The organism is Vreelandella sulfidaeris Esulfide1 (assembly GCF_054072535.1).
Window position 1 is genome coordinate 2,792,885 of the sequence record NZ_CM133364.1, and the last position, 19,880, is coordinate 2,812,764.

13 protein-coding genes are annotated in these 19,880 nt (G+C 58.1%); 5 read left to right on the top strand and 8 right to left on the bottom strand.

The features are described 5' to 3' along the window. Nucleotides 1-285: 285 nt before the first annotated feature. Complete coding sequence (locus tag ACW44H_RS13065) at nt 286-1,104, top strand: TraX family protein (protein ID WP_457504915.1); 819 nt, start codon at nt 286-288, stop codon at nt 1,102-1,104. Between the two features lie 4 nt (nt 1,105-1,108). On the opposite strand, the gene ACW44H_RS13070 is transcribed toward ACW44H_RS13065, so the two are convergent. From ACW44H_RS13070 to purE, 3 genes are all read right to left on the bottom strand, one after another. Then, nucleotides 1,109-2,683, bottom strand: a complete 1,575-nt coding sequence (locus ACW44H_RS13070; protein WP_457504916.1) for a diguanylate cyclase domain-containing protein — start codon at nt 2,681-2,683, stop codon at nt 1,109-1,111. Between the two features lie 155 nt (nt 2,684-2,838). Further along, nucleotides 2,839-3,978 carry a 5-(carboxyamino)imidazole ribonucleotide synthase gene (locus ACW44H_RS13075; protein WP_457504917.1) on the bottom strand — a complete coding sequence of 380 codons (1,140 nt, stop codon included), beginning with the start codon at nt 3,976-3,978 and terminating at the stop codon, nt 2,839-2,841. A 12-nt stretch (nt 3,979-3,990) separates the two neighbouring features. Beyond that, nucleotides 3,991-4,506, bottom strand: coding sequence for a 5-(carboxyamino)imidazole ribonucleotide mutase (gene purE / locus ACW44H_RS13080; protein ID WP_113270077.1), 516 nt, complete (start codon nt 4,504-4,506; stop codon nt 3,991-3,993). Nucleotides 4,507-4,725: 219 nt separating this feature from the next. Between purE and ACW44H_RS13085 the strand changes: the two genes are divergently transcribed. Next, nucleotides 4,726-4,998: an XRE family transcriptional regulator gene (locus ACW44H_RS13085; protein ID WP_113270007.1), complete on the top strand. Its 273-nt coding sequence runs from the start codon at nt 4,726-4,728 to the stop codon at nt 4,996-4,998. Between the two features lie 52 nt (nt 4,999-5,050). Here the strand turns inward: ACW44H_RS13085 and ACW44H_RS13090 are convergent, their stop codons facing one another. From ACW44H_RS13090 to ilvD, 4 genes are all read right to left on the bottom strand, one after another. Further along, a complete protein-coding gene (locus tag ACW44H_RS13090) occupies nt 5,051-5,227 on the bottom strand; it encodes a hypothetical protein (protein WP_167408799.1) in 177 nt (58 codons plus the stop codon). Between the two features lie 42 nt (nt 5,228-5,269). Then, on the bottom strand, nt 5,270-5,524 hold the full coding sequence (locus ACW44H_RS13095; protein WP_457504918.1) for a hypothetical protein: 255 nt from the start codon (nt 5,522-5,524) through the stop codon (nt 5,270-5,272). 75 nt (nt 5,525-5,599) lie between these two features. Next, complete coding sequence (gene chrA / locus ACW44H_RS13100; protein ID WP_457504919.1) at nt 5,600-6,796, bottom strand: chromate efflux transporter; 1,197 nt, start codon at nt 6,794-6,796, stop codon at nt 5,600-5,602. A 136-nt stretch (nt 6,797-6,932) separates the two neighbouring features. Continuing rightward, a complete protein-coding gene (ilvD, locus tag ACW44H_RS13105) occupies nt 6,933-8,615 on the bottom strand; it encodes a dihydroxy-acid dehydratase (protein WP_457504921.1) in 1,683 nt (560 codons plus the stop codon). Between the two features lie 144 nt (nt 8,616-8,759). Here ilvD and recC point away from each other — a divergent pair, with 144 nt between their 5' ends. Then, nucleotides 8,760-12,362, top strand: coding sequence for an exodeoxyribonuclease V subunit gamma (gene recC / locus ACW44H_RS13110; protein ID WP_457504923.1), 3,603 nt, complete (start codon nt 8,760-8,762; stop codon nt 12,360-12,362). Here the strand turns inward: recC and pncB are convergent. Next, nucleotides 12,359-13,540, bottom strand: coding sequence for a nicotinate phosphoribosyltransferase (gene pncB, locus ACW44H_RS13115; RefSeq protein ID WP_457504924.1), 1,182 nt, complete (start codon nt 13,538-13,540; stop codon nt 12,359-12,361). The genes recC and pncB overlap by 4 nt on opposite strands. Before the next feature lie 189 nt (nt 13,541-13,729). Here pncB and recB point away from each other — a divergent pair, with 189 nt between their 5' ends. Together recB and recD are read left to right on the top strand one after the other, a co-directional pair. After that, complete coding sequence (gene recB, locus ACW44H_RS13120) at nt 13,730-17,536, top strand: exodeoxyribonuclease V subunit beta (RefSeq protein ID WP_457504926.1); 3,807 nt, start codon at nt 13,730-13,732, stop codon at nt 17,534-17,536. 59 nt (nt 17,537-17,595) lie between these two features. Next, nucleotides 17,596-19,857 carry an exodeoxyribonuclease V subunit alpha gene (gene recD, locus ACW44H_RS13125; protein ID WP_457509032.1) on the top strand — a complete coding sequence of 754 codons (2,262 nt, stop codon included), beginning with the start codon at nt 17,596-17,598 and terminating at the stop codon, nt 19,855-19,857. The last annotated feature ends 23 nt before the right edge of the window (nt 19,858-19,880 follow it).

The window sequence follows — 19,880 nt, forward strand, 5'->3', positions numbered from 1 at the left end:
GGGGAGGCATCGCAATATTAAGCCTTGGAAACGCCTCTACCCCTTTAAACGCCTCGCTTCTAAACACCTGTATTTAAACACCTAGCTTCCCTCTCTCAATCACCTGCTTGCCCACTCATTTAGCAAGAGCCTGTTGTAAGAGACGCCATCATTGGTCTAAACCGGGTAAACTCCATAGCGTGTTCATCGCGACGTTGAGAAAGATGAGAAAATTGCGCCGATGCAACGAACTCGCGCATGTGATGCCGGTCTTTACTTATCAACGGAATCTTACAAGGAGGTATCATGGTTGAAAAAACAGCCGGTCATGCAATAGCACATGAGGCTGCTGCAACATTGCGCCCTTCTTCCCACTGGACCGGTTGGGGCCAGTGGCTGGCACTGGTAACCATGACCATTGATCACCTCACTCGTTACATACTCCCCGGCGATTGGGATTTGAGCTGGGCGGGGTCTTCCATTGGCCGTATTGCCTTTCCGCTGTTTGCCGCCATGGTGGCGTGGCACGGGCTATTTAATACCCGAAACCCGTTGCGTTACTCGCGGCGAATTTTGATCATCGGCCTGGTCGCCCAACTCCCCTATATGATGATGCCGCGTACGTCAGACGCCTTTATCTTGAATGTCTGCTTTACCCTGGCCAGTGGTTTAGCGTTAGGAGCGCTGGTGCGTCAAGGATGGCAGCATTACCAGCAACAAACCTTGACGATGCCTTGGCTGCTGGCCGGTGCTGCGCTGGGTGTTACCGTGTGGTATCTACTAGGGTTCTGGGTGGAGTATGGCCATAACGGTTTACTGCTGATTCCGCTATTAATGTTTGCTATGCATTCGCTAAGCCAAGCAGACAGCGATTTTCAATCGCGCCTCTGGGCAGGTTTAGCGGCCTTCCCGGTCCTTTGGATCGCAGGGCAAATGAATGCATCCGACATGGCCAAATCGTTTACCGTCGGTACCTGCGTGGTGGTACTGATGCTTGCCGCGGGTGTCGCCCAGCGTATTCCTGCTCTTAACCTGGCGATGCCGCGTCGTTTATGGCTGGCATGGTATCCCGGCCATTTTGCGTTAATCGCGTTATGGTTACTGCTTAGCGGTCAGTTGGCTTAATTGCCTATAGCATTTCATCGCGCATCCAGGGTTCGAAGCGACATAACCTCGCTCGTCCCTGGGTTTTGGCACGATACATCGCAATATCCGCCTGTTTGAGTACTTCCTCGTGCTCACATAAGGATGCCGTAAAGCAGGTATAGCCCATGCTTGGAGTGACCTTTATCCCCCTATTTTCAAGCCAATAGGTAGGTGAGAGGGCGAGTTGAACCTTATGCATATACGTCTCAGCACTGATCTCTAACGCCTCATCTGAGCACTTATCAAATAGCGCTAATAGTACAAACTCATCGCCGCTAAGCCGGGCGGCCAAATCGCCTTCAGCCAAACAACTTTCTAAACGGCGCGCGACCTGTATCAGCAAACTATCCCCAGCGGAGTGGCCCAACGTATCGTTAATCAACTTGAAATGATCTAAATCTAAAAACATCAGCAGCCCTCCCCGCTTTTCTGCTTCATGTTCATCACAGAGGGAGGCCAAACGTTCGATCAAAAGACGCCGATTGGGTAAGTCGGTCAGCGCATCATAGAAAGCTTGACGGTAAATAATGGCTTCAGCGCGTTTTCGCTCGGTGAAGTCTTCAACAATAGCCACCCCACCGATGATCTCATTGCCTGCACTATGCACACCGTTAAAAAATGCACGTAAAGGCGTACCAGCGCTTGCTCTGGGCAAATAAAATGTTCCCTCGTAATAGCCGGTTCCCTTGGCCAGCGCATCACGGACGGCCTTAGCGACTCTCGCATCAGCGGCGCGGTCCAACATCCGGTAGCCGAGCAACTGCGCGCGATTCACCTGCAAAATTCTAAGCAGTTTATGGTTGCAATCAGTTACTTGGCCATGCTCATCAAAATGCAACACCCCCAGTGGTGAGTTTTGAAAGATGGAGCGGTAGCGGTTTTCACTCTCTTGCAACTGCGCTTCTCGGGCGGACATGCTCACCCGCAAAGCAATGTTGTCGTGGATAATTCGGCTTAAACGGCGGCTGGTCGTAATAATCAGGCCTAGGAACAAGCAAAGCATGGTGCCAATTAAAATTGCCAGCGTTGACCCCAGTAATAAAAACTGCACGAGTAAGGGGAGTATGATCGGCAGCACAAAACCCAGCGCCACCCACCATACGGCGGACAGTGTCGTCACCCCGCCCGCGGCAATGCCCGCCAAAACGATCGAAAGCGCCGCCACTTGGCCATGATTTTCACCGGTAAAGAGAACAACCCCGCCGGCTCCCCACACACAGCCAGCGGCAATCGCCCCGGCACTAAACCGATATAGCCAACGGCGACGGCGCTGTTGCAGCGCAGGTAAGCGGCGAAAATAAGAGGCCAAGGCAAGACGAGCCAGCGATACAACGACCAAAAGAGCGAGCCAGGTGAGCAGTATCCAACTCGTCACCACCGGCCACATCGCTGCCACTAACAGCGCGCCTGCCAACACACTGCTAAGCACCGGTTGCCAAAGATTATCGTACAGCAATCGTACTTTTTCGCTATGTAAGCGATTTATAGTGAGATGATGATCACGGTGATAACCACTACGCAGCCCGGACGTTGTGCCAGTATTTGAGAAGTGAGGCATACAGACTACCGTCGAAAAGGAGAAATGACTTATAAGCCTTTTTTACTAGCCTATTTTTATTTTGGTTAATTTGTAATCTATTTACGCCGATTAAGCGAGAAAAGTTTGATTATTATTGAAATATAAAAAAACCGCCTGAGCAGGCGGTTATAAAATTACGGGTTATCATCAAAGCTTAAACTGGGGGGCGGTGCCTCAGGCAAGAGTGCCTGGCAGGCGCGCACTTTTTCCAGCAATTCAGCATGGTTAGGCGCTAGGATATTGATGTGAGCAAGCTTGCGCCCGGCACGCTCGGCTTTGTCATAGCGATGCAGATGCGAATCGTCAAGTGCCAAGATCGCTGCATTATCGCCCTCACGGCCAATGACATTGACCATACAGGTAGGTGCTATCGCCTGGGTACTTCCTAGGGGCAAACCCTGAATCGCACGCAGATGATTTTCAAACTGGCTGGTCACCGCGCCGTCCATCGTCCAATGCCCGGAATTATGCACACGGGGCGCCATTTCATTGGCCAGCAGGCTGCCATCGCGAGTCTGAAACAGCTCAAGGGCCAGTACACCGACATAATCCAACTCATTCAACAGTGCACGAATATAGCTATCCGCGGTTTTCTGAACACTTGCGTCCAGGTCTGGTAGCGGCGCCACGGAGTAACGCAGAATACCATCCACGTGTTGATTTTCCGCCATGGGGTAGAAGACCACCTCGCCATCGCGACCGCGGACAGCAATCATCGAAACTTCGCGTACAAAATCAACGAACTCCTCAACGACGAGCTGCGAGTGGCCAATAGAGTTCCACGCCTCTTGCGCCTGCTCAGGCTGTTTCAGCACCGCCTGGCCTTTGCCGTCGTAGCCCTCGGTAACCGATTTAGCAACGACCGGGCAGCCCAATTCACGGGCGGCGGCTTCAAGCTGTTCGGCGCTCTCAACGATACGATAAGCGGCTGTCGGGATACCTAAGCGATCAAACAGGGCTTTCTCTTCGACCCGGTTCTGGCACACTTCAATGGCACGGCTACTGGGGTAGACCGGTTTATGCTGCTCAATTTCCCGCACCAGTTGAACAGGCAAGTGCTCAAATTCGTAGGTCACCACATCGACGTTGGCCAAAAACTCGGCCAGGCGTTGGTTATTCGGGTCAACCATCACCTCGCCAATGCCCGCACTGGGGTTACCCGTGGTATCCAGAAAGGTGAAGCGGTTACCCAACGGGTAACCCGCCAATGCCAACATGCGACCTAGCTGGCCTGCGCCCAAAACGCCGATATTTTTGATAATGTCTGAATTCATGGCCGAGCCTCTTTATTCTGCTTCCGGCTCGGGGCGCGGGTCGGGGTTATCGAGTACTTTCTGGGTCTGCTCGGCGCGAAACGCTTCGACAGCATTGCGTACGGCTGTATCTTGCAGGCCGACGATCTGCGCCGCCAATAAACCTGCATTGGTGGCACCTGCTTTGCCAATCGCCAGCGTTCCCACCGCAATACCGCCCGGCATTTGCGCAATCGAGAGCAGCGAATCCAAGCCCTTAAGCGCTTTGGACTCCACCGGCACACCCAGTACCGGCAGTGGCGTTTGCGAGGCCACCATGCCCGGCAAATGAGCAGCGCCGCCGGCCCCCGCCACAATGACCTGTAAGCCACGCTCGGCAGCACTCTTGGCGTAATCGAACAGCAAGTCAGGCGTGCGGTGGGCAGAGACCACGCGGGTTTCATAAGCAACGCCCAAATGCTCCAGCATGGAGACGGCGTGCTCCATGACTGGCCAGTCGGACTTAGACCCCATGATCACGCCCACCTTGGGTGCGCTGTTCGACGACATGCAAAACTCCTCGGCCCACCGGCCTTTAAAAGCGAGACTAAATTGAAAAAACGGCGTGCGCCGACCCAGGCACACACAAAAATAGGAAGGCGGATAGTTTACCAGAGCTAGCCCGTTTAAGGGCTTTGCAGCGGTCGTGAAATTTTCATCAAAATAGGCATTGAAAAGCGCCCGAGTTGGCGGCATTGTGTGCTTGTCATTTCAGACTGATGGAGCCACATGAGCACGGCACGCACAACTGCCACTGCGGAACAGCTTGATCCTCCGCGAAGCAGCCCTGACCTCGATGTCAGGGAACTTGAAAAACGTACGCGCTTAATGCGTATTATCACGCGTCTGATCGCAGTATCAGACCTAGGAAGCCGAGAAATTGCCCGTCGGGCCGGGCTTCCCGTTCAGAAAATTAGCGACCTGCTCGCCGGAAGGCTTGAGCACCTGGGGGTGGATGAACTCCTCGTCCTACGTCGCACGTTAGAGCTGGAGGCGCCATAGCCGATAGCCAATCAACGCCTCGCTTGCGCGAGGCGTTTTCGTTTACATTTGCTTAATCTTCGCGCTGCTCAAACGCCTCTGCAGCCTGAATCGCCTCTTTTTGGGAAGTATGCTCCGAGACGACAACTTCGTTTTCGGGCACTGACTCATCGATGACTAACCATCCTGTGATTGTCTCCTTAAGATCGGTGGCTTCAATGACCGGTTCGATACGTGCTTGTCTGGACATGTTGATCTCCTTGTCAATGTTGACGGTTACGCTTTTCGCTCGCTAAAACTGAGCGTTACTAAATTCATCTACTGACTCTTCATCGGATGGAGGGCGATTTAGTTCGCTGCAAGGGCACCCCTTATGAACACACTCCCTCCCCCCAGGATGACCAGCGGCGCAGGCGGTACAACAGTAGGCGCGTCCTTCCGTGATGGCCGCCTGCTCGCTAGAGACGTGATGCTCACAGCCTGGGCAGGCACAGACTCCCATGTCTGTCATAATGGCTTCTCCCTGGTTAACCATGGTTGGCGACATACATAGCGTAGAAGACAATGCCGGGGTAGGGAAAACCCAACGCGAATACCAAATCAGGCTTTGGCTCGTCCTCGTCTAGGGAGTTGGAAGAAATATTCCTGCAAACGCGACTATTGCCACCACCATCCAGGCAGGCAGTTTCCACACGGTAAGCAGCAAAAAGCCCGTGAGCGCCAGCACAAACTCATAAGGCCCGATAATGGCGCTGGTCCACACCGGCTGATAAAGCGCGGCGCCTAAAATGCCCACCACCGCCGCGTTGGCACCACGCATCAGCGCCTGGGCGCTGCCCCATTGGCGAAATTGATTCCAAAACGGCAGCACGCCCACAAGCAGCAAAAACCCCGGTATGAAAATCGCCAACAGTGCTAACAGCGCTCCCAGCAACCCGTTTATGCCCGGCAGCAACGCCCCCAAGTAGGCTGCAAAGGTAAATAACGGCCCTGGTATCGCCTGGGCCGCGCCGTAGCCTGTCAAAAACGCATCCGACGTTACCCAACCCGTCTGCACCACTTCGGCTTCCAGTAATGGCAGCACCACATGCCCACCGCCAAATACCAGCGCGCCGGAGCGGTAAAACGCATCAGCAATATCCAGCCAGGCTGCCATCCCCGCCAATAGCGGCAGAACAATCAAAAGCCCACCAAATAGTCCCAGCGCCACCATGCCTGCCTTACGCGTTACTGGCAAATGCAGCGACTCACTTGGCGTAGCGACAGCGCTATCGCGACACAGGGCTAGCCCGGCTAAGCCACCCAACACAATCGCCGACACCTGGCCCAGCGGGCCACTGACCAGCACCACCGTAAATACCGCCGCAAGCGCGATTCCCGCGCGGGTTTTCTCCGGGCAGAGGTTACGCGCCATGCCCCATACCGCATGGGCCACAATCGCCACCGCGACCACTTTTAAACCGTGAACAATGCCGCTGGCAATCGGCCCATCCAGCACCGCTGCACCAAACGCAAACAGCACCAGCACAATGGCCGAAGGCAGCGTAAAGGCCAGCCACGCCATTGCCGCGCCCCAGGGGCCAGCACGCATCAGGCCCAGTGCAAAGCCCACTTGGCTACTGGCAGGTCCGGGCAAAAACTGGCACAGCGCGACTAAATCAGCGTAGGCGCTTTCGGTTAACCACTGCCGACGCTCGACAAAGGCGGTGCGAAAATAGCCCAGGTGCGCCACCGGGCCACCAAAGGACGTTAAGCCCAGCGCTAAAAATGCCCAAAATACCTCGCCTATACGCCCGCGCACCGGTTCCTGATCTGCCATCGTTTCCCCCGCTTTGCCATTGATGTTTAGCTACAAAAAAAGCGCAAGGCTTTAATATTACGCCTTGCGCTTGACGGCTTCATGACAGTGCTTTCACATTAGCCTCATACCCATATTTTCATGCCATGAGTGCGGGCTACTCTTGATCGGTCACCGCGCCGGTGCTGGCGGAACTGACAAGGCGTGCATATTTAGCGAGCACGCCGCGGGTGTAACGCGGCTCAGGCCGCTGCCATGCCGCCCGCCGACGCATAATTTCGTCCTCGGCCACGTGCATCTCGATAGTGTCAGCCTCGGCATCAATGGTGATGATGTCACCATTTTCCACCAATGCCAGCGGGCCGCCATCGAAGGCTTCCGGTGACACATGCCCGACCACGAAACCGTGGCTGCCGCCCGAGAAGCGCCCATCGGTAATCAGCGCGACGTCGTTGCCCAAGCCTCGGCCCATAATCGCGGAAGTCGGTGTCAGCATTTCGCGCATACCAGGTCCGCCTTTCGGCCCTTCATAGCGAATCACCACCACGTCGCCCGCGACCACAGTACCATCGTTAATGCGCGCCTGGGCCTCCTCTTCCGAGCCAAACACCCGCGCCGAACCAGAAAAGCGTGTGCCTTCCTTGCCGGTGATTTTCGCGACAGCCCCTTCCGGTGCCAGGTTGCCGTAGAGCATACGCAAATGGCTTTCCGCTTTAATCGGATTACCCAGCGGTGCAATGATCGGCGGCTCGGCAGGGTAAGGTTCAACCTCAGCAAGGTTTTCTTCCAGCGTTTTACCGGTGACGGTTAAACAGTTGCCGTTGAGTAGGCCTGCGTCCAATAGCATTTTCATTAGCGGCTGAATACCGCCAATCGCTACCAGCTCGCTCATCATATAGTGGCCGCTGGGGCGTAAGTCAGCGAGTACCGGCACGCGCTTACCAATTTCGGTAAAGTCCGCCAGGGTCAGTTCCACGCCAATGGTGCGCGCCATCCCAATTAAGTGCAGTACCGCGTTGGTAGAGCCACCCAGTGCGATGGTGACCGTAATCGCGTTCTCGAACGCCTCACGAGTCATGATATCGGAAGGTTTGATATCGTCGGCCAGCAGCGCCAGCACCGCCTCGCCTGCTGCTTTGCAGTCGTCGCGCTTCTCTTGGGAAATAGCATTCTGTGCCGAGCTACCCGGCAGGCTCATGCCCAGCGCTTCAATCGCAGAGGCCATCGTGTTCGCGGTGTACATACCGCCACAGGAGCCTGGGCCGGGAATGGCGGTTTCTTCGATGTTTTTAAGCTCGATCAAATCGATATCGCCGCGGGAGTGTGCGCCCATCGCCTCGAAGACCGAAACGATATCGGTGTGCCCTTTGCCAGGCATGATTGTACCGCCATACGCAAACACACTGGGGCGGTTCAAACGCGCCAAGCCCATCAGGCAGCCCGGCATGTTTTTATCGCAGCCACCGATCGCCACCAGACCATCAAAGCCTTCGCAGCCGGCCACGGTTTCGATGGAATCGGCGATCACTTCCCGCGACACCAGCGAATACTTCATGCCTTCGGTGCCGTTAGCGATACCATCAGAAATCGTAATGGTATTGAAAATCACACCTTTACCACCACCTGCATCGGCGCCATCGCGAGCAAACTCGGCCAGCTCATTAATGTGGCTGTTGCACGGCGTCACCATGCTCCAGGTAGAGGCAATGCCCACCTGGGGCTTTTGGAAATCGGCATCATTAAAGCCCACGGCGCGCAGCATGGCGCGGCTAGCGGCTTTGCCTGGACCATCGACCACTTTGGCAGAATGACGGCGGGAGTTGTTGTTCGGGTCTGTCATGGATATTTTCTCTTAGCTTGGCTCACGGTATCTGCATAGCTTGGCGATATATCTTCCATCCCGCAAGACGATTAACTTATGGCACCATACACATAACCGCCCTACCTCCGCTGTGAAGGAATTATCCATTAAGGAACATCGTGCATGTCTGCAAAACCGCTGCTCTCACAAACACCGCTAACGCCGGGCTTTATGGTCGTGCACGCCAATCGGCTGGAGGACCTGCGTGGCTTGGCGGTGGAGTGGATGCGCCTTCACCCGCTGGCGCCATTGGAGAACGAAACCATTCTGGTGCAGAGCAATGGCATTGGGCAGTGGCTGAAGCTGGCGCTGGCGGAAGACCCGGCCCAAGGCGGTGCGGGGATTGCCGCGGCACTGAACGTCACGCTGCCGGCACGTTTTCTGTGGCAGGCCTACCGCACGGTGCTGACTCACCTGACGCACGATGAGCATGCGGTGCCGGAAACCTCGCCGTTTGATAAGTCGCGGTTGATATGGCGACTGCTGCGCCTGTTGCCCAGCCTTGCCGAGCAGGAAGCGTTTGCCCCGCTGGCGCGTTTTTTAAACGTTGACCGCGACCAGCGCAAACACTATCAACTGGCCGAGCGGTTGGCGGACCTGTTCGACCAGTATCAGGTGTACCGTGCCGACTGGCTGGATGCTTGGGCAAAGGGCAACGATGTATTGATTACCGCCCGCGGCGAAACCCGCCCACTGGAAGCCCACCAACTGTGGCAACCAGAGCTATGGCGTGCCCTGCGCGACGATGTGGCGATGACGCAAGGCGAAGCGGGTCTTAACAGCAGTCGCGCCCAGGTACATAGCCGCTTTTTAGACGCCGCTGTTCACCTTGAAGGCCAGGCGTGCCCACCCGGTTTGCCTCGGCGGCTGATCATCTTCGGCATCTCATCGCTGCCGCAACAGACGCTTGAAGCACTGGCGGCGCTCTCGCGCTGCTGCCAAATCGTGCTCTGCGTGCACAACCCTTGCCAGTACTACTGGGCAGATATCATCGAGCACAAAGACCTGCTGCGCGCCAGCCGTTACCGCCAGCGGCGTAAGGCAGGCATGCCCGATGCCCTGGACGTACTCGGTACCGGCGACGTCGACGACGCCCTGCATTTGCACGCCCAGCCGCTGCTGGCCGCTTGGGGCAAACAGGGTCGCGACTATTTACGCCTGCTTGATGAGCACGACGATTCGGGCAACTACCAAACCCTGTTTGAACAGCAGGCGCTGCGCATCGACATGTTCGAGCCGTTCAGCGACGAACGCCCCTGCCTGCTCAGTCAGTTACAGGACGATATCCGCGAGCTGCGCCCAGTGGCGGAAACCCAAAATCACTGGCCCGCACTAGACCCGGCCAGCGATGACTCCATCGTGTTCCATATCGCCCACGGCCCCCAGCGCGAAGTAGAGATCCTTCACGACCAGCTGCTGGCGGCCTTCAGCGCCGACCCCGAATTGCGCCCGCGAGATATCATCGTCATGGTGCCGGACATCGACCGCTACGCGCCGCATATTGACGCCGTATTCGGCCAGTACCGCGCCTCTTTCGGTGGCTATAACGCAAACGCCCGGCCCGACGACCCCCGCTATATCCCCTACACGCTTTCGGATCAGGCCAGCCGCCATCGCCTGCCGCTGATGATTGCGCTGGAAAAATTGCTGCGCCTGCCGGAACTGCGACTCTCGGTCAGCGACCTATTAGACCTGTTGGAAGTGCCCGCACTGCGTACACGCTTTGGTATCGACGAGAACGACCTGCCCACCCTGAGCCGCTGGATCGAGGGTGCAGGCATTCGTTGGGGGCTTAACGCCGAACAGCGCACCCGGCTGGATTTGCCCCAAGGGCTGACCCAAAACACCTGGGCGTTTGGCCTGCGCCGCCTATTACTGGGTTACACCGTCGGCAGTGCGGAGGCATGGCAAGGTATTGAACCATTCGATGATATTGGCGGGCTGGAAGCATCGCTGGCCGGGCCGTTAGCGATCCTGCTGGAGAAATTAGAAAACACCTGGGAAACCTTCTGCCAGCCCACCGATGCCGCCACCTGGGTGGCCCGGTTGCGCGAACTGCTGGAAACTTACTTTCTGACCGACGACGCTCAGGAAAGCGTCATGCTCACCAAGCTGGAAACCGCGTTACAACAACTGCTGGACAGCACCGAAGAGGCCCAGCTTTTTGATCCCCTACCGCTTTCCATGGTGCGCGAACACTGGCTGGGGCAAATCGACGAGCATAGCCTTTCCCAGCGCTTTCTGGCCGGGGCAGTCAACTTCGCCACGCTAATGCCGATGCGGGCGATCCCCTTTAAGCACGTATGCTTGTTGGGCATGAACGATGGTGAGTATCCGCGTTCACAGCCGCCACTGGATTTCGATTTGATGGGCAGCGACTACCGCCCCGGCGATCGCTCACGCCGCGAAGATGACCGCTACCTGTTTTTGGAAGCACTGCTCTCCGCCCGCCAGCAGCTTTACATCAGTTGGGTCGGTCGCAGCCAGATCGACAACAGCCCCATGCCGCCCTCAGTGCTGGTCGGGCAGCTGCGCGATCACCTCGCGGCAGGTTGGCGCACGCAAACTGGCGAGCCTTTGCTCGATGCCTTGACCACCGAGCACCCGCTGCAACCATTTAGCCGCCGCTACTTTACCCAAACCACCAGCGACTCCCCCGCCCAGGCGCGACTGTTCACATACGCTCACGAGTGGCACGCTCTGCACGCACCGCAAAGCGAAAGCCAATCAAGAGAGAGACCAGCGGCGCTTAAACAAGATAGCGAACAGCAAGGTGCGTTGACCCTGGCTCAACTGGGCAGCTTTCTACGCGAACCGGCCAAGGCATTTTTCAACACTCGCCTCGGGGTCTACTTCGAGCAGGAAGAACTTACCCAGTTAGATGTAGAGCCTTTCACGCTGAACGGGCTACAGAATTGGCAGTTACAGGATCAGTTAATCGCCGCCCAGCGCCACGCCGTGGATAACGGCCTACCGCGAATAGAAGCGCTGCACGCCGCGCTGGAACGCTTCAAGGGCCAGGGTGTGCTGGCCGTGGGCGCCTTTGGCGAGCGAATGCGCGAAACTCTGGCGGAACCGATGGAGGCGCTGTTTGGTGCCTACGAAGAGGCGCTGCAGGAGTGGCCACACGTAGTGGCCGCACCCCAAGCAGTTTATGTTGAAGGAAGAGTCACATTGGAAGACTGGCTAGGAGAGCTACGCCAGGATGAGGCAGGTAACCGCTGCCGCTTATTGCTGCTCAGCAGCAGCCTGATTAGCCAAGGGCGCGGCCGGGGCCAGTACCGTTGGCAGCACCTGCTACGCCCGTGGGTAGCGCACTTGGCAGGCAATAGTGAGCAACCACTGACCACTCAGCTACTCTCAAAAGCGGGCCATGTGCGGCTGGAACCGTTAGACGCCGAGAATGCCCGTTACCAGCTAGAAACCATTCTCAGTGCCTGGTGCGATGGCATGCAGGCACCGCTGCCGCTGGCCCCTCAGGCCGCCTTCGCGTGGTTAGCCAAGCTGGGCACGCCTGAATCCGAAGCCGACAGCGACGCCTATGCCGCCGCCGAAGCCATCTATGAAGGTGGCCGCTTCCAGACCGGCGAAGTCGCCCAAAGCGCCTACCTTTCCCACCAATGGCCGAGCTTTGAACGGCTGTTTAACGAGCGCGCCCTGGCCCACCGCTTCGCCTCGCTAACCGAAGCGCTCTATGCGCCGCTGCACCGTTCGGTCAAGGATTAAGTATGTTTTTGGCTGAGCGATAAAATCCGTTTGGCTAGGGCGATCATCTCCGGGTCGCCGGTGTTCTTTTCCGGCACATCGGAAAGCTTGATCACCGGCAGCCAGCCCTGCCCCTCGGGGCGTGCCTCGACCATTTTGACCACCATGTTCATCGGCTCAACGCCCACATCGTTAGTGAAGTTGGTGCCGATACCGAACGCCATGCCGATACGTTCCTGACAAAAGGCCTGAATACGCTCGACTTTCTCAGGCGTCAGCGCATCAGAGAAGATAATCGTCTTGCTCAACGGGTTGATGCCCAGACGCTCGTAGTGCGCAATGGTTTGCGAAGCAAAATCGATTGGATCGCCGCTATCGTGGCGAACGCCATCAAACAGCTTGGCGAATTTCTTATCGAAGCTGTCAAAAAAGGCATGCGAGGTAAACGTATCCGTCAAGGCGATACCCAGATCCCCTCGATACACATCGACCCAATGTTCAAGGGCAAGGCTATTGGCCATTTTGAAGCCAAAGCGGGCACCGTGGAACATAAACCACTCATGGGCATGGGTACCGATTGGCTTGACACCGTGGCGCATGGCCAGCAGCACATTACTGCTACCCGTAAACGATTCGCCACCGTGATGGTGAAGCGCACCGACCACACGGTCGTGAACATCAAACGAAAAGCGCCGCCGAGTACCAAACTCGGCAATCTTCAGCCCTAATCGGCGGTAGAGTTCGATCTTCTCCTGCGCACGCTGCTCGATCATTGCATCGGCCTCTGGCGTGATCGTGACACCACGCAGCCGATACCAAAGCTCGCTGATCAGTGCCATCAGCGGCACTTCCCATAGAATAGTGCGATACCAAGGCCCCTCGATAATCACCGAAAGGTCGTTCCCCTGCTGCTCGACAATGACCTCACTGGGGTCGTAATGGAACCCGGCCAGGAAGTCGAGATAAGTCGGGTCGAGGTAGGGGCAGGTTGTTTCGAGATAGCGCTTCTCCTCATCACTCAGGCGAAGATCCGCCATCTGATCCACTTCGCGGCGCAGCGCAGCACCGAAGCCATCAGGAAAATCGTGCTCGCCACGGTTAATAAAGGCGTAGCGCGCCTGGGCATAAGGAAAGCGTTTGATCACGGCGTTCTGCATCGTGATCTTGTAAAAGTCATTATCCAGCAGCGATGTCAGCATGAGATCCCATCGTTAGAGTGAACCGAAGCCGCCGGTAGCGTAAACTCATTGCTCCAAGAGTGGCTCAGCGACAAGATTATCAGGTGGCGGGGCTCTCATACAGTCTACGGCTCGTGTTGAGGCTGGATATATGCCTGCCTCGGCACCGAGAACCGATTGTTTTATATCATCGATTACCGGAGATCAGTGATGAGCCAGCCCGCTCCACTCAACCCATTAAGCCTGCCGCTTCACGGCAGCCGGCTGATAGAGGCCAGCGCGGGCACCGGCAAAACCTTCACTATCGCGCTGCTTTACGTGCGGTTGGTGCTCGGCGGCCACCGCGTTGACGATGACACGGCATTTGTACGTCCGCTCACGCCGCCGGAAATCCTGGTGGTTACCTTTACCAACGCCGCCACCCAAGAGCTACGCGAACGTATCCGCAACCGGCTGGTAGAAGCCGCCGAAGTGTTTCGCGCTGATGGCCAAGAAAGCGATTCACTGCTGCTAGAACTCCGCGACCAATACGACCCCGCCACTTGGCCCGCCTGTTCGCGGCGCCTGGCGCTGGCCGCGGAATGGATGGACGAAGCCGCGGTTTCCACCATCCACAGCTGGTGCTACCGCATGCTGCGAGAACACGCCTTCGACAGCGGCAGCCTGTTCTCCCTCAACCTGGAAAACGACCAGCGCGAACTCGAACAGGAAGTGGTGCGCGACTACTGGCGCAGCTTCTACTACCCGCTGGACAGCGACGCCCTCGGCACTGTCATTAGCTACTGGAAATCACCAGACGACCTGCACATCCTGGTACAGCGGCTACTGCCCGAAAGCGAAGCGCTGGGGGGCGAAAAGCCCGAGCCCAGCGACACCCTGGCCGCCACTCAGGCCGAACGCGCCGCAAAGCTCAGCGAACTCAAAGCGCCTTGGTCCGCCTGGCTGGATGAGCTGGTGCCCGCACTGGAAGACGCCGCCAAACGCAAAGCCTTCAAAGGCCAAAGCTTTAACGCCAAAAGCCGCGCCAACTGGCTAGGCGCGCTACGCGAGTGGTGCGAAACGGAGGCCGACCGCCCCGCGCTCACCGACGCCGCCTGGAAACGCATGACGCCTGACGGCATGGCCGACATCTGGAAAGAGGGCACCCCCCCCTGTCCGCACGTATGGGCAGCGCTAGCGCAACTACCGGCCGCACTGGCTGCCCTGCCCGAGCCGCGCAACGACCTACTGATTCACGCTGTGCAGTGGTGTCGTGCCCGTATGGAACGCGAGCAGGAGCGCCGCGCGGAGATGGGCCCTAACGACCTACTTACGCAGCTAGACCGCGCCCTGCAAGGCCCCAATAAAGAAGCCCTGGCCACGCAGATCCAGCGCCAGTTTCCCGTGGCGCTGATCGACGAGTTTCAGGATACCGACCCGGTCCAGTACCGCATTTTTAATGCCGTGTATGACGTCGCCCAGCCCCGCCGTGACAGCGCCATCCTGCTGATTGGCGACCCCAAACAGGCGATTTACGCGTTTCGCGGTGCGGATATCTTCACCTACCTGCGGGCCCGGCACGATACCGATGGCCGCCATGTCACGCTGGGCACCAATTTCCGTTCCAGCAGTGCCATGGTGGCGGCAGTTAATCACTGCTTTAGTTACGCCGACCAACATAGCGCCGGGGCGTTCCTGTTCCGCGCAGAAAGCGGTGACAACCCACTGCCGTTTAACCCAGTGGAAGCCAAAGGCACCAAGGAGGCGCTGGTACTCAACGGCAAATCGATCCCGGCGATGACCCTATGGCCAATGGAGTGCGAAGAGCCGCTTTCCAAAACCGCCTACCACACTGAAATGGCCGAATGCTGCGCCTCGCACATGGCCATGCTTTTGGAAGCAGGCCGCCAGCAACAGGCGGGCTTTGCAAAGGGCTTTGCGAAAGCCGCTGATGACAGTGACGCTAACGAAGAGCAAACACTCACTCCGCTGGCCCCCTCGGATATGGCGGTGCTGGTCAACGGCCTGCAGGAAGCCCGAGCGATTCGACTGGCGCTGGCCAGCCGGGGCATCAAGAGCGTTTACCTTTCCGATCACGACAAAGTGTTTAGCTCACCCATTGCCCCGCAGTTGGCCATTTGGCTACGCGCCTGCGCCGAGCCCCAGGCCAACTCACGCCAGGCGGAAGCCAAGCTGCGCGCCGCCCTGGCAACGCCGGTACTTGGGCTGAGCCTTGAAGCACTCGATTACCTCAACCAGAGTGAGCTGGCCTGGGAAGCGCGGGTCGAGCAGTTCAGCGACTACCACCGCCTGTGGCAACGCCAAGGCGTGCTGCCGCTGGTGCGCCGATTGATGGTCGATTTTGATATCGCCGCACGGCTGCTGGGCGAGTTCGCCGAGGGTGAGCGTTTGCTAACCGACTTACTTCATCTGGGTGAAATGTTGCAACACGCCAGCCAGGAACTGGATGGCGAACACGCGCTGATTCGCTTTCTGGCCGAGGCCATTGCCGACCCGGACAGCCACGGCGACAGCCACAAGCTGCGCCTGGAGAGCGACGCCGATCTGGTCAAAGTGGTGACCATTCACAAATCCAAAGGACTGGAATACCCGCTGGTATTCCTGCCGTTTATCGCCAACCACCGCCCGGTCAGCGACACCGACCTACCGCTGCGCTGGCACGATGGCGAAGGCACGCTGCAAATTAGCCTAAACGCCGATGAAGCCACGCTTGCCACCGCCGACCGCGAACGGCTGGGCGAAGATTTGCGCAAGCTTTACGTGGCGCTCACCCGCGCCCGCCACGCCACTTGGCTGGGGCTGGCACCGCTAAAAGGCAGCGAGAATAGCGCCATTGGCCACCTGATGAACGGTGGCAAAGCCATCGCCCCCAGCGTGTTTACGCAAACACTGGGCGAGCTGGTGGAGGGGAGCGGTATTGAACTAAGCCCCGCCCCCGCGCCCACCACGCTGCGCTTCACCCCTGCGCCGGAACAACAAGCGCTGGGCCACGCCCGCACGCCGCTGCGCCCCGCGCGGGAACAGTGGTGGATCGCCAGCTACTCGGCGCTGCGTACCTCGGGGGCTCTCTCAGGCGCGGTTACCACGCCCGTTCCATCGCCCATGCCCGAACCCACCACCCCCCAGGAAGCCACCACCCTGGAAGTACTGGACGAACCCCACGACAACGCCATTAACACCGAGGCGTTTCACCTGCACCGTTTCCCAAGAGGGCCAGGGCCCGGCACGTTTTTACACGGGCTATTAGAATGGGCGGGCCAGCTAGGCTTTGATAACGCGCTAAAAGCCCCTGCCGCTCGGGAAGACATGCTGCGGCGGCGCGTTCAACTGCGTGGCTGGCAGGCATGGTACGAGACACTGGCAGGCTGGTTTGACGAGCTGCTCTCGACACCTCTTCCCCTGCCTCACTCTCTGTCACTGGCCCCGTCCACGTCCCTGACAGAGCCCAGCGAGGGCGGCCAAGTGGCGCTATGCGAACTCGAAAGCTACCAGGTGGAATTGGAGTTCTGGTTTGCCGCGCACCATGTAGAAACGCACAAGCTGGATGAATTGGTAAGTGACCACTTACTACCGGGGATAGCACGACCTACGTTAGATGCCGACACCCTCAACGGCATGCTCAAGGGCTTTATCGACCTCGCCTTTGAGCATGATGGCCGCTTCTATGTGCTCGACTGGAAATCTAACTACCTGGGCAGCGACGACAGCGCCTACACCGCCGATGCCCTACGCGATGCCATGCTTGAAAAGCGCTACGACCTGCAAGCCGCGCTTTACTTGCTCGCCCTCCACCGGCTACTGAAAGCACGTATGCCCGACTACGACCCGCACCAACACCTGGGCGGCTCGATGACCGTGTTTCTGCGCGGCAGCCGCACCACCGCCCGCGGGGTACACGCCGTGCCCGCCCCGGTCGCGCTGATTGAAGCACTGGACGCGCTCTTTGCAGGCACAACGGCAAGCGTAGAATCAGGCGCTGCAACAAACTCAGCAGCAAGCCAGGAGTCACTGGTTTGAGCAACCGGCATGAGCAAACAGCTATGAGCAAAAGAGACACAGCCTCCATGAACGAGCCCATGAACCTTGATCTGTTTGCCGATGACGCACCGCCCGCTGCTGCTCAATCACAAGGTTCAACGGCACCTACAGCACCACAGGTAACAGCCGCCCAGCCCCACCCCGCGCTAAGCGACACCGCGGAGCTATTCCTGCTGTGCGAGCGCTGGGTCGCCCGCGGCTGGCTGCGAGATTTAGACCTGGCCCTGGTGCGTTTTTTTGAGCAGGAAACTTACAACGCCCCACCGCTGCTATTGTTGGCGGCGGCTCTCGCTAGCCACCAGCTCGGCCGAGGCCATGTGTGCCTGGATTTAGCAGCTACGCTGGAAGCGCCGGATTTTGCGCTTTCGCTGCCGCCGGAAGGCGACGACCTCAACGACCCGCCGCCGCTGCCCAGCCATGTGCTGGCCACGCTAACGCTGCCCGAGTGGCAGGCCGCGCTCAACCACCCCACGCTGATCAGCGACGGCCCCGGCAATACGCCCCTGGTGAAAAGTGACTCCTCGTTCACCACCCGGCTCTACCTGCGCCGCTACTGGCAGTTCGAGCAAACCCTGCATAACGAAATCGCCGCCCGACTCAGTGTGGGCAACGCAGGTGAAAGGCTGCTGCTTAAAAACGCACTGGATACGCTATTCCCTGCCACCAACACCCTGGATTGGCAAAAAACCGCCTGCGCCCTCGCCGCCCGAAGCCCTTTCTCCATCATCACCGGCGGCCCCGGCACCGGCAAAACCACCACCGTGGTGCGCCTGCTGGCCCTGCTGCAAACCCTGCAACTGGCTCAGCCCAACGCCCACCCGCTACGCATTCGCCTGGCCGCCCCCACCGGCAAAGCCGCCGCACGGCTGAATGAATCCATCGCTGGGCAGGTGAAAGACCTACCCCTTAGCGGGTTGGAATCGCTATTAGATAAGCACTCAGCCGCTTCCTCATCGAACGCAATAGACATTCCGACGGAAGTGACCACGATTCACAGGTTACTTGGCGCCCGCGCCGACACCCGCCACTTCCGCCACAACGCAGCCAACCCGCTGGCGCTGGATGTGCTGGTGGTGGATGAAGCCTCGATGGTGGATATCGAAATGATGACGGCGCTGCTCAGCGTCTTGCCCGCCAGCGCAAAGCTGGTGCTGCTGGGGGATAAAGATCAGTTGGCATCCGTGGAAGCTGGCGCCGTGCTGGGCGACCTGTGTCGCCGCGCCGACGCCGCCCACTACACCCCCACCACGGCACATTGGCTGGCCGACCTCACCGACCACCCGCTGCCGGAGGCATTAATCGACCCGGACGGCCAACCGCTGGACCAAGCCATTACCATGCTGCGGGTAAGCCACCGCTTTACTGAAACAAGCGGCATCGGCCAGCTCGCCCAGGCGATTAACCAGCCGCTAAGTGAGGTATTGCGGGAACGGGATAAACACCAAGCAGTGCATGGCGTACTGAATAACGGCTACGCCGACCTGCACCACCTGGTGTTGAAGCCAGACGCACAAAACGAAGACAGCGCCCTGAAGCGCCTGGTGATCACCGGCAGCCCGCAACGTTTTCCCAGCGCAGGCGAAGGCCGCTCCAATTTCAAGGGCGAGCCAATTGCACCGCCCACCGGCTATTGTCACTACCTAAACACATTAGATAGTGAGCGGCCTGATACGGCATTAGCGTTTGAAGAGAACGGTGAGATTTACAATGCCTGGGCTAAACAAGTGCTGAATGCCTATAGCCGCTTTCAGTTGCTCTGCGCGCTACGCAAAGGCCCTTGGGGTGTTGAAGGCTTAAACCTGCGCATCGCCAAAACATTGCGCCGCGAAAAGCTGCTGTACGGCAACGACCACACGTTAGAGAAAGGCTGGTTCGAAGGCCGCCCAGTGCTGGTCACCCAAAACGACTACAGCCTGAAACTAATGAACGGCGATATCGGCATCACAATGGCGGTGCCAGATCCCCGCTCTACATCAGGAGCCCCAGGAAGATCGCTATTAAGAGTCGCCTTTCCGACCAGCGACCCGGAAAACCCGATTCACTGGGTGCTACCTTCACGACTACACGCGGTGGAAACCGTGTTTGCGATGACGGTCCACAAATCCCAAGGCTCGGAGTTCTTGCACACCGCCCTACTGCTACCGCCCACCCTAAACCCCATTCTGACCCGCGAGCTGGTGTACACCGGCATCACCCGCGCCCGCGAATGGCTCACGGTGGTGGAAGCCAAACGCGGGGTGTTGAATGATGCGGTGACGAGGGAGGTTATGAGGGTTAGTGGGGTTGATAACAATCGATAATGATGACTTTAATATTTAACAAA

What these genes read in the sequence shown, in the direction of transcription:
- pncB (WP_457504924.1), bottom strand. Translation starts at nt 13,540, where the DNA reads ATGCTGACATCGCTGCTGGATAATGACTTTTACAAGATCACGATGCAG.
- ACW44H_RS13070 (WP_457504916.1), bottom strand. Translation starts at nt 2,683, where the DNA reads ATGCCTCACTTCTCAAATACTGGCACAACGTCCGGGCTGCGTAGTGGT.
- ACW44H_RS13090 (WP_167408799.1), bottom strand. Translation starts at nt 5,227, where the DNA reads ATGTCCAGACAAGCACGTATCGAACCGGTCATTGAAGCCACCGATCTT.
- ACW44H_RS13085 (WP_113270007.1), top strand. Translation starts at nt 4,726, where the DNA reads ATGAGCACGGCACGCACAACTGCCACTGCGGAACAGCTTGATCCTCCG.
- recB (WP_457504926.1), top strand. Translation starts at nt 13,730, where the DNA reads ATGAGCCAGCCCGCTCCACTCAACCCATTAAGCCTGCCGCTTCACGGC.
- purE (WP_113270077.1), bottom strand. Translation starts at nt 4,506, where the DNA reads ATGTCGTCGAACAGCGCACCCAAGGTGGGCGTGATCATGGGGTCTAAG.
- ACW44H_RS13065 (WP_457504915.1), top strand. Translation starts at nt 286, where the DNA reads ATGGTTGAAAAAACAGCCGGTCATGCAATAGCACATGAGGCTGCTGCA.
- recD (WP_457509032.1), top strand. Translation starts at nt 17,596, where the DNA reads ATGAACCTTGATCTGTTTGCCGATGACGCACCGCCCGCTGCTGCTCAA.
- chrA (WP_457504919.1), bottom strand. Translation starts at nt 6,796, where the DNA reads ATGGCAGATCAGGAACCGGTGCGCGGGCGTATAGGCGAGGTATTTTGG.
- recC (WP_457504923.1), top strand. Translation starts at nt 8,760, where the DNA reads ATGTCTGCAAAACCGCTGCTCTCACAAACACCGCTAACGCCGGGCTTT.
- ACW44H_RS13095 (WP_457504918.1), bottom strand. Translation starts at nt 5,524, where the DNA reads ATGTCGCCAACCATGGTTAACCAGGGAGAAGCCATTATGACAGACATG.
- ilvD (WP_457504921.1), bottom strand. Translation starts at nt 8,615, where the DNA reads ATGACAGACCCGAACAACAACTCCCGCCGTCATTCTGCCAAAGTGGTC.
- ACW44H_RS13075 (WP_457504917.1), bottom strand. Translation starts at nt 3,978, where the DNA reads ATGAATTCAGACATTATCAAAAATATCGGCGTTTTGGGCGCAGGCCAG.